Source organism: Paenibacillus sp. MBLB1832 (assembly GCF_032271945.1).
Lineage (GTDB): Bacteria > Bacillota > Bacilli > Paenibacillales > NBRC-103111 > Paenibacillus_E > Paenibacillus_E roseopurpureus.
The window spans coordinates 121,672-135,755 of the sequence record NZ_CP130319.1 but is presented as its reverse complement, the minus strand read 5'-3'; the positions used below and the strand labels follow the sequence as shown (position 1 = coordinate 135,755).

At 41.9% G+C, this 14,084-nt stretch carries 9 protein-coding genes and 1 riboswitch; all 9 genes read right to left on the bottom strand.

Translation table 11 applies throughout. The features are described from left to right. Nucleotides 1–112 precede the first annotated feature (112 nt). Nucleotides 113–664 carry a ribosome hibernation-promoting factor, HPF/YfiA family gene (gene hpf, locus MJB10_RS00615; RefSeq protein ID WP_314800496.1) on the bottom strand — a complete coding sequence of 184 codons (552 nt, stop codon included), beginning with the start codon at nucleotides 662–664 and terminating at the stop codon, nucleotides 113–115. A 163-nt stretch (nucleotides 665–827) separates the two neighbouring features. Beyond that, nucleotides 828–1,025: a cold shock domain-containing protein gene (locus tag MJB10_RS00610; RefSeq protein ID WP_028556842.1), complete on the bottom strand. Its 198-nt coding sequence runs from the start codon at nucleotides 1,023–1,025 to the stop codon at nucleotides 828–830. A gap of 408 nt (nucleotides 1,026–1,433) precedes the next feature. Next, entirely contained in the window at nucleotides 1,434–3,734 is a 2,301-nt protein-coding gene (locus MJB10_RS00605) for an OmpL47-type beta-barrel domain-containing protein (protein ID WP_314800491.1), read from the bottom strand. After that, a complete protein-coding gene (locus MJB10_RS00600) occupies nucleotides 3,691–8,820 on the bottom strand; it encodes an OmpL47-type beta-barrel domain-containing protein (RefSeq protein ID WP_314800490.1) in 5,130 nt (1,709 codons plus the stop codon). Before MJB10_RS00600 ends, MJB10_RS00605 begins: the two co-directional genes overlap by 44 nt. Nucleotides 8,821–8,945: 125 nt before the next feature. After that, nucleotides 8,946–9,037: riboswitch (cyclic di-GMP riboswitch) on the bottom strand. A gap of 43 nt (nucleotides 9,038–9,080) precedes the next feature. Then, a complete protein-coding gene (locus tag MJB10_RS00595) occupies nucleotides 9,081–9,416 on the bottom strand; it encodes a hypothetical protein (RefSeq protein ID WP_314800487.1) in 336 nt (111 codons plus the stop codon). Beyond that, complete coding sequence (gene fliS / locus MJB10_RS00590; protein WP_314800486.1) at nucleotides 9,409–9,816, bottom strand: flagellar export chaperone FliS; 408 nt, start codon at nucleotides 9,814–9,816, stop codon at nucleotides 9,409–9,411. Before fliS ends, MJB10_RS00595 begins: the two co-directional genes overlap by 8 nt. 33 nt (nucleotides 9,817–9,849) lie before the next feature. Continuing rightward, on the bottom strand, nucleotides 9,850–11,727 hold the full coding sequence (fliD, locus tag MJB10_RS00585; RefSeq protein ID WP_314800485.1) for a flagellar filament capping protein FliD: 1,878 nt from the start codon (nucleotides 11,725–11,727) through the stop codon (nucleotides 9,850–9,852). A 36-nt stretch (nucleotides 11,728–11,763) separates the two neighbouring features. Continuing rightward, nucleotides 11,764–12,177, bottom strand: coding sequence for a flagellar protein FlaG (locus MJB10_RS00580; protein ID WP_314800483.1), 414 nt, complete (start codon nucleotides 12,175–12,177; stop codon nucleotides 11,764–11,766). A 134-nt stretch (nucleotides 12,178–12,311) separates the two neighbouring features. After that, complete coding sequence (locus MJB10_RS00575; protein ID WP_314800481.1) at nucleotides 12,312–14,012, bottom strand: flagellin N-terminal helical domain-containing protein; 1,701 nt, start codon at nucleotides 14,010–14,012, stop codon at nucleotides 12,312–12,314. Nucleotides 14,013–14,084: the final 72 nt, after the last annotated feature.

Here is a 14,084-nt window from a genome sequence, read left to right as displayed (position 1 = left end):
AAAAAAGCTTAATTCGACGAATCGAATTAAGCTCATTTTACCATTTTGTATAGGAATATTTATGATTAGACCTGGTCATGATATGCTCACAGTGCTTGTAATTTGGTAGAGGCTACATAGCTGGTTCGATCAAACCGTACTTGCCGTCATCCCGTCTGTACACCACGTTCACCGTGTCTGTGTCCATGTTCGAGAAAACGAAGAAGTTGTGACCGACCATATTCATTTGAAGGATTGCTTCCTCCACATCCATCGGCTTCAGATCGAAGCGCTTGTTGCGAACGAGTTCGAAGTCTTCTTCCTCATCCACATAGGACGCTGCTGCCGCCACTTCCACTTTGAATAGATCGCGCTTGCCGCCGTCTTGGCGAATTTTACGGTTCGTTTTCGTTTTGTGCTTGCGAATTTGGCGCTCCAGTTTGTCCACAACCAAATCAATGGATGCGTACATGTCATTGTTGCGTTCCTCAGCTCTTAGCAGCACGCCTGTTAGGGGAATGCTTACCTCAATGGCTTGAAGACCTTTAACCACACTTAGCTTTACTTGTACATCTGATGTAAGGGGAGTTTCAAAGTACCTCTCAAGTCGATTCAATTTCTTCTCGACGTAATCTCCGAGGGCTTCAGTAACTTCAAGGTGTTCTCCGCGAATGCTAATATCCATAGTTAAACATCTCCCTTCCTTCTTACATTATACTACATTCCACCTCATCTTCATAATTCCTTTAAATACCGATCTTAAAAATTTATACAAAAAAACACCCCAGAATATTTCCCAGGGTGCCTCTTGCTAGGTGTATGCGATCGGCACAGGCTGTGCCCGATGATTATAGTCTGCTAACGTTAGCCGCTTGAGGTCCGCGTGCGCCTTCAACGATGTCAAATTCAACAGCTTGACCTTCGTCCAGCGTTTTGAAACCTTCGGATTGAATTGCTGAGAAATGTACGAACACATCCCCACCATCTTCACGCTCGATGAAACCATATCCTTTTTCTGCGTTAAACCATTTCACTTTACCTTGCATAACGTACACAATCCTTTCGTTTTAAAAAATATAAAATGAGTCAGTAAAAAAATGTAAGCCCTTTCTTTTTGACTATACCACCGATCTATTTGTCCTGTCAATTTCTAACTTTTAATAAAATGAATATTTAGAAAATTCACGTATATACAAGTGGTGGATAAGTGCGGATTTTGTAGAATCTTGTCGTGACGGGCTTTTTTACACATTATTAACAAAGTTATTCACAACTTTATGCACATTGTCCACAGGGTGTTGTAGAGGCTTCTATCGGCAGTGGGTTCGTTTTAGATGAGTTGTGCACATGATTAATCGAGGTTATTGATCATCGAAAAAAAAGCAATCCAAACCAGCTGTGAACTGTGTTTAGATTGCTTTTAGATTTTACTCTGAACTCATTTTATGGTCTCACTACTTTTGCACTTCCACTGTTTTTTGACCAATAAACAGGTATCCGTCCATGTAACAACGGAACTCTAGGGTAACACTAGTGGTTGTCCAATTGAAATCGGAGCGTTCAAATTTGAACTGTCCTTGCTTCGCTTGGTTGTAATATCCGTTGTTGCTTGTGAGTGCTTTTACACCATTAATTGTAGCTGTGTTCAAATCGAAACCTTGGCTGCTTGTTCCAGCTTTATAACCATTCGGCATTTCAACACGAACCGTAAATACGCCGCTATTTCCTTTAATAACCTTTGGCGTAACCTCGATTGTTGCCGGTACATAAACGACAAACTTTCTTTCAATGGTTGTACTTAATCCAGCTTTGTTAGTCACGGTAACAGTGATTGTGTAGGTTCCAGGGTTTACTAGTTGGAGGTTTGCACCATTAGGCATAATCAATTCAGCTTGATCAGGGCCTTTCACAACCATTTTCTCGAAAGCAATACCTGATTGTTCATCTTTTGCAAGATAGATTAGCGGTAGCGATGCTCCTAATTTATGCTCGTTGCCTAAATCCATTGTAACAACTGGTGCTGTGTTATCAATCTTTACTTCTGCAGTTTGAACAGCCTCTTTGTTACCCGCTTTATCTACGGAGTAGAAGGAAATTTTATTGATTCCCACTTTATCTACTACGAAAGATGTTCCTTCAACATAGTCTGCTCCGTTAATGGCATAGAATGTCTTTGCCACACCACTTCCTGTGTCCGTCGCTGTTAGCTTAATAGTTACTTTATCCTTGGACCATTCCGTTGGTGCATTTGAAATCGTTACTGGTGGTGTTTTATCAATTTTGATTTCTGCCGTTTTCACTGCCTCTACATTGCCTGCGAAATCAACGGAGTAGAAAGAGATTTGGTTTACTCCTTCTTTATCCACCACAAAGGATGTCCCTTCGATGAAGTCTGCTTCATTCACCGCATAGTATGTGTGTGCTACACCGCTTCCTATGTCTGTCGCTGTTAACTCAACATTCACAGCTTCCTTCGACCATTTCGTTGGCGCATTTGAAACCGTTACTGGTGGTGTTTTATCAATTTTGACTTCTTTCGTTTTGAGTTCTTCTACATTGCCCGCGAAATCCACAGAGTAGAAGGAAATTTGGTTCACTCCGTCTTTGTCAACCACGAGAGTTGTACCTTCGGTAAAGTCTGCTCCATTCACCGCATAGTATGTGTGTGCTACGCCACTTCCTGTGTCTGTCGCTAATAAATCAACAGTCACTCTTTCCTTCGACCATTCCGAAGGCGTGTTAGTCACCGTTACTGGTGGTGTTCTATCAATTTTGACTGCTGCCGATTTGACTTCCTCTACATTTCCTGCGATATCTACAGAGTAGAAGGAGATTTGGTTCACTCCTTCTTTATCGACCAAAAAGGATGTGCCTTCGACAAAGTCTGCTCCATTAACGGCATAATATGTGTGTGCTACGCCGGTTCCTATGTCTGTCGCTGTTAACTCAACATTCACAGCTTCCTTCGACCATTTCGTTGGCGCATTTGAAACCGTTACTGGTGGTGTTTTATCAATTTTGACTTCTTTCGTTTTGAGTTCTTCTACATTGCCCGCGAAATCCACAGAGTAGAAGGAAATTTGGTTCACTCCGTCTTTGTCAACCACGAGAGTTGTACCTTCGGTAAAGTCTGCTCCATTCACCGCATAGTATGTGTGTGCTACGCCACTTCCTGTGTCTGTCGCTAATAAATCAACAGTCACTCTTTCCTTCGACCATTCCGAAGGCGTGTTAGTCACCGTTACTGGTGGTGTTCTATCAATTTTGACTGCTGCCGATTTGACTTCCTCTACATTTCCTGCGATATCTACAGAGTAGAAGGAGATTTGGTTCACTCCTTCTTTATCGACCAAAAAGGATGTGCCTTCCACAAAGTCTGCTCCATTAACGGCATAATATGTGTGTGCTACGCCGCTTCCTACATCTGTCGCTGTTAGCTCTACAGTCACATTTTCCTTGGACCATTCGGCAGGTGCATTAGAGCGAGTGACTGGCGGTGTTTTGTCCATTTTTACTTCAATTGTTTGTACAGCTTCTACGTTACCCGCTTTATCCACCGAGTAGAAGTAGATATGGTTTGCACCATTTTTGTTTACATCAATAGTCGTTCCTTCTACATAATTCGTCCCGTCTAGACTGTAGAATGTATGTGCCACTCCGCTGCCAGTATCTGTTGCTGTGAGTTTAACGGTAGCATTCGCCTCGGACCACTCAGTTGGAGCAACAGAGCTTGTAATCGGTGCTGTTTCTATCAATCTTAACTTCTGCCGTTTTTGCCGACTCTACGTTACCTACAGCATCTACAGAGTAGAAAGAGATTTGGTTCACTCCCTCTTTATCGACTACAAAAGATGTCCCTTCGACAAAGTCAGTTCCGTTGACAGCGTAGAATGTTTTTGCTACACCGCTACCTGAGTCGGTCGCTATTAGCTTAACTGCCACAGCTTCCTTCGACCATTCGGTTGGTGCATTAGAGCGAGTGACTGGCTTCGTTTTATCAACCTTTACCCAAATACTTTTAGCCGTTTCTATATTGCCCGCTTTATCTACCGAATAGAAGGTAATTTTATGAGTACCATCATCCGCTACAAGAATAGAAGTACCTTCTATAAAAACTTGATCATCAATTGAGTAATACGTTTTGTAGACACCTGAATCATTATCCGTAGCAGTTAAGCTAACCTGTTGACTCTGATTCGACCAATCCGTTGATGCCTGAGCTGTTGTAACTGGAGGTACTGTATCCAAGATCAACTTAGCAACAACCGTGTTGGAAGGTGTCGATTCACCAAATGAATTACTCAACGAAGTGACATAGTATTTATGGTCTGCATTCGACAAGTTTGAAACCGTATAAGACAGGTTGTTTAGATTATTAATTAAGAGCACCGGTTTACCATCAATAATTTCATAAACGTTATATCCATTTGCATAAGTGATGAAATTCCATGTTATCCGCGCACTTGTTGCAGTTACTAGATTCAAGGCTGCAACTGGAGGCTGCATAGTCGGATAAACGATAGACTCGGTTACTCGATTAGAAGCGGCAGATTCCCCAAAACGAGTGCTAAACGCGGTTACTTCATAGCTATGAGCATCTTGAGTCAAGTTGTAAATTGGATACGTTAAATCCGTGCCTTTATACAGGAGTTCTCGTGTTTCACCTAATACGTGATACACGCGGTATTCATTTGCCCATGTTACTGCATTCCAGGTTAATGTTACGTTGTTAGCATTATAAACTGTGTCTTTCAAAACTGGTGGTTGAACAATAGGCCATACGAGATTGAATTGAATGGCTGCCGATTTAGGCGATTCACCAAACGTATCGTTGACGGAATTTACCTCATATTGATAAGGGCCTTCAGGCATATTAATAAACGTTCCGCTTATTCCTGTTACAGATTTAACGAGCGTTTTTTGGCCGTCTTGAACCTTATAAATTTTGTATGAACCAGCATAAGTTACAGCATCCCATTTCAATACAATATCATTACCCTTAGTAATGCTGTAGGTTAAATTAGTAGGGGCCTGCATAACCGGATATATCAGATCAAAATTAATTTTGCTGCCATCTGGTGATTCACCAAAGCGATTACTATATGAGTGAACCTCAATTGTATAATTACCTTGTGGCATATTGTTAAGAATTGTTGATGTACTCGTCGTTGTTGTTAACAACACTTTCTGATTATCGATAACCCGATAAACATTATAAGAGTTTGCATAAGTGCTTGATTTCCAGCTTAGGTTAATATCAACGAAGTTGGTTATACTCTGCACCAGATTGATTGGGGACTGCATTACAGGGAAAATTAAATTAAAGTCAACCTGGCTGCCTACTTTCGATTCACCAAATCGATCACTGTATGAGTGGACCACATACGTATATGGACCTTCAGGCATGTTGCTGAACAATGTGTTTGGATCGGTCACGGTTCTTTTTAATACTTTTTGACCATCGATAACTTGGTAAACTTTATAACTTGTTGAATAGGAAACAGCATCCCACTTTAATGAAATATTATTACCATTTGAAATGCTATAAATCAAGTTTACCGGTGCTAGCATTTCTTGATAGTCCAGAGTGAGTGATACTTGACTACCTGCGGCTGATTCACCGAATCGATCACTGTATGAATAAACCTCAAAGATGAGCGCCCCTGCAGCTGTGTTCGGGTAAGTGACAGTCGTATTTGTAACCGTACTTTTTAACACTTTCTGACCATTAATGATTTGATATACTTTGTAAGCTGTTGCATAAGGTACTGTATTCCATTGCAAGGTAAGATCATTACCATTAGCCAGGCTAGTTGTTAAGTTTCCTGGTGCTTCCATATTTGGATACTGCAATGGAACTGTAATTAAGCTTCCCTCTTGTGATTCGCCAAATCGGTTATTTACCGTTTGAACGATATAGGTATGCATACCTTCGGCAACATTCGTTAGTGTTGTCGTTAAGAACAAACCTGACTTAAGCAATACCTTTTGGTTATTAATAAGCTCATAGATATTATAGCTGTCTGCATTAGAAGCCGTACCCCAAGTTAGCACGATATCATTGCCCTTTTGAATTTTATAAACCAAATTACTAGGAGGCGTAATGACTGGGTATACGATAGATACGGTAATTGCAGCCCCTTCTGCAGACTCTCCGTAGAGTGTCGAGAACGAGTGGATCATAAAATTATGGTCACCAGCTGATAATCCGGTGAACGAAGCAGTTGCGCTGGACACTGTGTTTTTTAGTACTTTTTGGCCATCGACCACTTCATATATTTTATATTTTGTAGCATTAGTGGCTACTGTCCACTTTAGCGTAACATCTGTAACGATTGTTATCGTGGACGTTACGTTTGTTGGGGCCTGCATCGTTACACCATCCAAAGTCAATGAAAGCTGACTGCCTTCGGCAGAGTCCCCAAAGCGACTTGAACTCGAATGAACCACGTAGCTATACTCACCTGGTGGTAAGCTTGTATACGAAACAGAAGTTCCAGTCACTGTGCTTTTTAGGACTTTATTACCACCAACAATTTGGTACACTTTATAGCTTGTCGCGTAATCTACCGCTGTCCAGCTAAGTGTAACACTAGAAGGAGTCGTGATCGTACTTGTAAAATTGGTTGGTGGCTGCATCGTTGGAAATACTACTTCCAAAGTGAGAGATGTACCCATTGGTGAAGTTCCGAAACGATTCGATACTGCGTAAACCTTATATTGATAACTACCAGCGGGCAAATCACTGTAGCTAACTGATGTTCCTGTTAAAGAACTTTTCAGAACCTCTTGTCCACCGCTAATCTGGTAAACTTTATAACCTGTCGCATTCGGCGCAGCATCCCACTTTAATACAACCGTGTTGACATCGTTTATTGTATATGAAAAGTTGGCTGGTGCATTCATGATGACTGCCTCCAGAGTTACGGATAGCTGACTGCCTTCGACCGATTCACCAAATCGACTAGATACAGCGTGAACCTCATAGGTGTAATTCCCTGCAGGCAACCTAGTAAAAGTTACAGTTTTGTCTGTCACCGTACTATTTAAAACACGAGTTCCGTCTACGATTTGATACACCTTATAACTATCTGCTAAATTAGCAGAATCCCATGATAAAACGATATCGTTAAGATTTTGAATCGTATATGTTAGATTACCAGGCGGCTGCATAGATATTGGACTTAACGTAAAGGATACTTGACTGCCGTCTGCAGACTCACCAAATCTAGTTGAAAAGGAATGAACCTCATAGGAGTAGTCACCAACTGGCATATTGGTGTAGGTTACTGTTTTACCCGGTATCGAACTCTTTAAAACTCGCTGTCCATTTACAATTTGGTAGACTTTATAGCTGTTTGCATTGGCAGCAGACGGCCAAGATAAAACAATGTCATTACCATTCTGAAGCTGATAAGTAACATTGCTAGGTGAGAACATCGTTACACTTTCGAGATGAAATGAAATCGTGCTGCCTTCAGTGGATTCACCAAAACGGCTGGATATAGATTTCACAATATAACTGTAATCACCGCCAGGCATCTTGGTGAAGGTTACCGTCGTTCCTGTAACTGTGCTTTTTAGAACAGGCACTCCATCAATAACTTGATAGACATTATAGCTATCCGCATAAACAGCACTATCCCATGTTAAGATAATGTCATTAATGTTTTGAAGCTGATAAGAAAGGCTACTTGGGCTCACTATGGCTATAGGATCTAGTGTAAATGAATCTTGACTGCCATCTGCCGATTCCCCAAATCGGGTAGATACGGAATGAATTTCATAGGTATAGTTGCCTGCTGGCATATTTGAATAAGTAACGGTTGTCCCTGTTACTGTACTCTTTAAAACCCGTTGTCCATCAATAATTTGATAGATTTTGTAAGAATTTGCATTAGCTGCTGATGTCCAAGTTAGAATAATATCATTGCCATTTTGAATCTTATGTGCAAAATTGCTTGGTGGAAGCATCGTTACAACACCAACCGTTATGCTAACGCTGCTGCCTGTGGACGATTCTCCGAAGCGATCACTGTAGGAGTGAACTTCATAGCTATAATCTCCTGCCAGTACATTGCTATATTTTACAGTTGTTCCACTGACCGTACTCTTAAGAACTGGATTACCGTCAGTGATTTGGTAGATCTTATAACTCATTGCATTCGATACTGGATCCCAGCTTAAATTCACATCAGTGAGGTTGGTTACTGAAGCAGTGAAATTATTGGGTGCAGTCATTATTGGGTATACCAGATCAATCTGTTTAATCGTCGATTGGGCTGATTCACCGTATACTGTATGTACAGATGTTACAGCAAATTTATAGGTACCTTCGGGTGCCCGGGTTATCGTAAACGTCCTATCTATCCCGGATTTTAATAACGTCGCTACTCCATTCACATCAATCTTATAAAGATTATAAGATTGAGCATTTTGAGCAGAACCCCAGCTAATTACGATATCGTTACCATTTTGAATCGAAGCGTTTAGCGTCGATGGTGGCAACATGTCTGGGTAGTCAATGGTGACGGTGATCGGGGCGCTTGGACCGGATTCCCCTTCAGCACTTAAGGTAGATACGACATACCGATAAGAACCTTCGGCTAGATTATTTTTCGTATATGTAGCATTGGTTACTGTGCCAGTCAGTAGAAGCTGGCCATCTGTAATTTCATAGATCTTATACCCATTCGCACCAAACACAGGGTCCCAGCTTAGTTTAATATCATCAGCGCTCAGAGCCTGATAGGTAACATTACTAGGTGGCAAAATGGAACTGCTTGTTGCAAATACGCTTGCTGCAGGGAAAAGTAATTGCAATAGAAAAAGAAATGACATTATTGCTGACAATCTACTATGCATTCTGTTCGACATCGTTTTGACCAGCCTTTCAACGGTATAGTATTTTATGCGCAATAAAAAAGAACCTTTGCAAGGTTCATAGTTTTACCGCTATGACTCCTTGTGGCAACCGGCTGCCATCCTCATACTTAGAACGAGGTTCAGGCCCTTGGCTTTGCGTATCATGGTTTCCCATGACTTGCCTTTTCATTTGGGTTAAATGCGGCTATTCTTGTTGTTATGTCTCTATTATTGCGTTATTTCTTGAGATCAAAAAAGTAGCTTTCTCCTGTGTAAGCTTTGTCGTATGACATGCGTTGCGTCTTTCCAGTCTCTATCTTCGAAATCTGAAGGCTAGCTTCATCCCTTAACTGCTCTAATTTACGGATAAAAATCGTATCATGACTTAAAACCATTTTGACCCGATTCTTGTATTCCCTCTTCTGTTGTAGCGTAGGTGAAGCATGCAGCAGTAATTTCATGATCTGACTCCGTCGTTCCATATATTCGGAAATTTGTTCAGTGTCCATATTGGAAAGTGCGGATAGCCCCTGCTGCGTATGTATTTCTAATTGAACGAGTAAATCATCCATGGCTGACACCGGATGCTACTGGCGATACCGTTGATTGCGCAAGCTTTGCAGCTTGCATCCATGTTTCCTTTAACTGCATCAGATAACCCAATACCTCTTCTGCTGGCTCTACCTCTTTCTTCATATTCGCTTCAACAAGACGGCGTGTAAAATATTCATACAGCTTGAGCAGATCATTTGCTATTGGAATGGAACGATCAAGCGTAATCGAGAATTCGCTAATGATATCTTGCACCTTTACTAGGTTCGTATTGGCTTCTTGGAAGTTACTAGCCTTTAATGCCTCGATGCCCATTCTGCAAAACCGAATGCCACCATCACAAAGCATAATTAACAACTGTGCTGGAGTCGCAGTCTGAACGGAAGACTCCAAGTATTTATTCCGCTGCGGATAACTCATAGATGTTCCCCCTAAATATGTAGTCCTATTGAATTAGCCGCCCATTTGCTGACTAAGCTGTGCACTCTGCGCCTGCATTTGTGTAATATACTTTTCCATTGCTGTAAATTGATTATAATATCGGGTTTCGAGCGCATCCAGCTTAGCTGTTAGCTTATCAATATTAGTGTTAATCGAATTAATCGATTTGCCGATTAAATAATTAGAATCGACACTTGAAGTAGCCCCGGCCTTTTTTGTAAGGTTAGAAATTAACCGTGTGGCTTTATCATATAATTTCGTCGCTAAGCCGTCACCTGCATCCGAATCTTTATCTCCATCATTTGTAATAAAAAGCGCCATGACTTCATCAGGGTTTTCCGCGATTGCTGCTTTAAGCTTTGCATCGTTAATATAAATTTTACCGTTTTCCGAGTAACTACCTGAAATAGAATTTCCGGCAATCAGGCTTGTTGAGATGCCAATTTCTGATAGGGTTTTATAATCTCCTGTCGGTAATCCGGTTACTATAGCGGAAAAAGAAGTCCTAAAGTTTGTTAAGCCGCTTGAAAGCAAATCATCATTGCGCAGTAAGCCGCTCTTCGCTTTCTCTTCCCAAGCTTTAATTTGATCATCTTTCATTCCTTCTCGCTGTTCATCTGTTAAAGGAGAGAAATCCTTGTACTTCTTCTCAGAAACTTTGGTATTAACCGTCGTAATCAATTCATTGTATTTATCAACAAGTGTCTTAATCGAATTGTACACGCCATCGACATCTCGTGTCGTTGTAATACTAACTGCTGAATCAGTCGGTGCTTGCTCTTTCTTTGCCGTAAACGTCATGCCATTAATGGAAAATGTATTGGAGTCATATTTGGCGGAAACACCATTAAACTCAACATCGGCTTGAGTACCCTTTACACCAAGCTGGGAATAACTCGTTGACGTCGGTGCACTTAAAGCAAAATTAGTCGTAATATCCGTTCCATCTGCAGTTTGATCTGATAAAGTAATCGCTTCTCCCCCTGGAGCAAAGAAAGCAAGCTTGTTATCACTTGTTATATAGGCAGATATGCCAAGCTTCCCAACATCAGAGCTGTTAATTGCATCGATGACATTTCCGATTGCACTTGAGCTGCTTACGGTCACATCGACTGTTTTCCCCCCTGCGCTTACACGCAGTGTTTGCGCCGAGGTAATAGTACTATCTACGATCGTAGTCGTCCCAGCGCTAAATGTATTCGTTCCCTTGTAGGTTTGTCCTGTAGTACCCGAGATTGCTGCAGAAGAAATACCCAGTACATCCTTCAGCAGATTGGTAGTACCATTAGAGGATTCCATTTGCAAATTAACCTCAGCAGACTGCCCCGTACCTGACGATACGAAAAACAATCGCTTCATCGTGCTATCATAGTTAACACCAACACCAGTAACACTCGTTTTACTATTTATTCGTGAAACTAAACTAGCAATCGTATCTGCCTTCTCGACATTTAAGGTAATCGTCCCTTTTTGACCGCCAACGGTCAGTGTCGAAGAGCTGGATAATCCTAAGTCTTCTAGTGTCGAAGAATTACTCGTTGCAAGAGCTAATACATCCGAGGTCACCTTAGCTCCAGACGCAAGCTTGTTCACTTTCAGTGTATAAATCCCCTCGGCAGCATTGGAAGATGATGTAGCAGAAACTATACTATCATCCGATGAGGATGACTTCTTCGTTTGGTAGGCTGACTGTAATTTCATATTAAATGCTATGTTCCGAAATTCCATGATTTTAGAGTTCATAGCACGGTAATCATCACGCTGCCATTCCAGCGTCTGCTTATTCTGCTTTAATTTATTCTGTGGCATTCTCGCAGCCTTCATTAACTTACTAACCGTATCATCAATATCGATTCCCGAACCCGAAAAGCCGTTTAATCGAGTTACCATTGCCTGTGACCTCCTCATTCAACATAACGGATAAGTTTATCTCCGTTCATCAATAATAATTCCTGCCATTTCCCACAGCTTAGCAACAAAATCCAAGCTTTTTTCTGGTGGAATTTCCCGTATCGTTTCTCCTGTATTTGTATCTACGACCTTGACGGAGATTAGCTTAGTTTTTTGGTGAACAGAGAACTCTAGTGATGTCGTTCTACCCTGCATGGCTTTAATGGCATTTTCGATCGCTTTAACGAGCTGCTCATCACTAACCGTTACTTTCTCTCCCTGAATTTCTGCAACTCTAAGCTCATGCGTGTTCGTGATGTAGGGAGACACAAGTGACGCAGCATTTACTCCTGCATCTTCTATGCTCTTTGACTTTACAGTAGGCTCCACAGCAGGTAGTTCTGCCCCAGAAGAGGCTCCTATTCCACCAACAGGAAAATTGACGCTCATAACAAGAACCTCCAACCGAAATATGTATATTACATATATCGGCTGAAGGCACGTTTTGTATTATAGTTATTTTGTCGATTTTGCAATAAAAAAAGAGACTTTGGACGAGCCAAAGTCTCTTTTGTAGCAATAAATTAACGAAGCAATTGCAGAACGCCTTGTGGCTGTTGGTTCGCTTGTGCCAACATTGCTTGTGCAGCTTGGGAAAGGATGTTGTTCTTAGTAAAGTCCATCATTTCTTTCGCCATATCCACGTCACGAATACGGGATTCAGCAGCTGTCAAGTTCTCGGAAGAAGTTTGCAAGTTGTTGATTGTGTGCTCCAGACGGTTTTGCACAGCACCCATTTTGGAACGCTCAGAAGAAACGCTCGTAATAGCTTTGTCCAAAGAAGTGATGGCTGCAGCCGCACCGGAAGCAGAAGATACGTCAACTCCGGAAATACCTAGAGCGGAAGCCCTCATATCGGAAATACCCAGAGCGATCGTTTGTCCTTTATTAGCACCAATTTGGAAAGAAATCGCACCAGCACCAGCAGCTTCACGTGAAGCATTGCTCAAGCCTTGGTCATCCAGAACGGTTTGGTTCTCTTCTTCGGATAGCTGCAGATCACCACTTGGAGCTTGGAAAGTCAGACGACCATCAGATGTTGTTTTTACAATGATATCTTCAAGGAAGCCTTCGTCTCCTTGGGACTTACCTGCATTTGTATTCCATGTTGTGATTTCTGCATTCATACGTGTTTGGAACGCTGTAGCTAATGTATCCAAGCTTGAACCCGCTGCAACAGCAGACATTGTTACTTGCATTTGTTGACCGTTATAAGTCATAGTAAATGTTTGAGCAGCGGTTGTAGCGTTAACTGTCTGCCAGTCGCCATCTGTTTGAGTTGCAGCACCTACTAGTTCTGCAGTTGCTCCCAGGAATGTATCAAATACAGACTTAGAACCAGCCGCATCAGTTACACCGTCAGACAATTTAGCATTTGTAGAAGCACTAGCGTCTCCAAGGTACAATTCAACTTTGGAAGCCGTACCTTTTGTGCTGCTTTCAATTTTAAATGTACCTGCAGTTGCATCTGTAATATTAACATGCCCAGCGCCTGTTCCGGAATCGTCAATTGCTTGGTTGATGACTTTTTCCAGAATGTCACGAACCTTATGACTTTCTGTAGAAGTCATGTTAGTACCAGACCAATCATGTTCCAGAACTGCTTTATCATCAGCGCTCAAATATTTATTCCAAGCGACATCAATTTTCTTGCCATCAACGATTAGCGCGTCTGTTTGATCGTATTTGACGTTACCAGTGGAAGCATCCACAGCTGATACGCTAACACCAGTCAAATTACCTTTTGTTCCTTTGAATACTGCTGCGCTGCTTACGTTAACTGAAGAGTCGCCAGCAGCACCGTTTAAAGCGCCGTTTAGCAATTTCTGAGTATTGAACTCAGTTGTGTTACCAATACGGTCGATCTCGGATTTCAATTGGTTTACTTCATCTTGAATGTTTTTGCGATCTTCAGTTGTGTTTGTTCCGTTTGCGGATTGGTCAGCCAGCTCGCGCATACGCTGAAGGATCGAGTGAGTTTCGTTAAGCGCACCCTCAGCTGTTTGGATCAAGGAGATACCATCTTGAGCATTTTTGGAAGCCATATCAAGACCGCGGATTTGCGCTCTCATTTTCTCGGAGATTGCAAGACCTGCAGCGTCATCGCCGGCACGGTTGATACGAAGACCGGAAGACAATTTCTCAAGTGATTTGCTTGCTGCTGCTGTGTTGCTCGTTAATTGGCGGTGCGTGTTCGCTGCCGCGAGGTTGTGATTAATTCTCATCGTGTTCTTCCTCCTGAAGGTTCGGTTCATCCACGTCCATGTGGATGTTAATTAGGCGTTTAGTAGGTCGGC

Bases quoted from the DNA above. Each gene is read 5' to 3' on its own strand.
- hpf (WP_314800496.1), bottom strand. From the start codon at position 664: ATGGATATTAGCATTCGCGGAGAACACCTTGAAGTTACTGAAGCCCTC.
- MJB10_RS00610 (WP_028556842.1), bottom strand. From the start codon at position 1,025: ATGCAAGGTAAAGTGAAATGGTTTAACGCAGAAAAAGGATATGGTTTC.
- MJB10_RS00600 (WP_314800490.1), bottom strand. From the start codon at position 8,820: ATGTCATTTCTTTTTCTATTGCAATTACTTTTCCCTGCAGCAAGCGTA.
- MJB10_RS00595 (WP_314800487.1), bottom strand. From the start codon at position 9,416: ATGGATGATTTACTCGTTCAATTAGAAATACATACGCAGCAGGGGCTA.
- fliS (WP_314800486.1), bottom strand. From the start codon at position 9,816: ATGAGTTATCCGCAGCGGAATAAATACTTGGAGTCTTCCGTTCAGACT.
- fliD (WP_314800485.1), bottom strand. From the start codon at position 11,727: ATGGTAACTCGATTAAACGGCTTTTCGGGTTCGGGAATCGATATTGAT.
- MJB10_RS00580 (WP_314800483.1), bottom strand. From the start codon at position 12,177: ATGAGCGTCAATTTTCCTGTTGGTGGAATAGGAGCCTCTTCTGGGGCA.
- MJB10_RS00575 (WP_314800481.1), bottom strand. From the start codon at position 14,012: ATGAGAATTAATCACAACCTCGCGGCAGCGAACACGCACCGCCAATTA.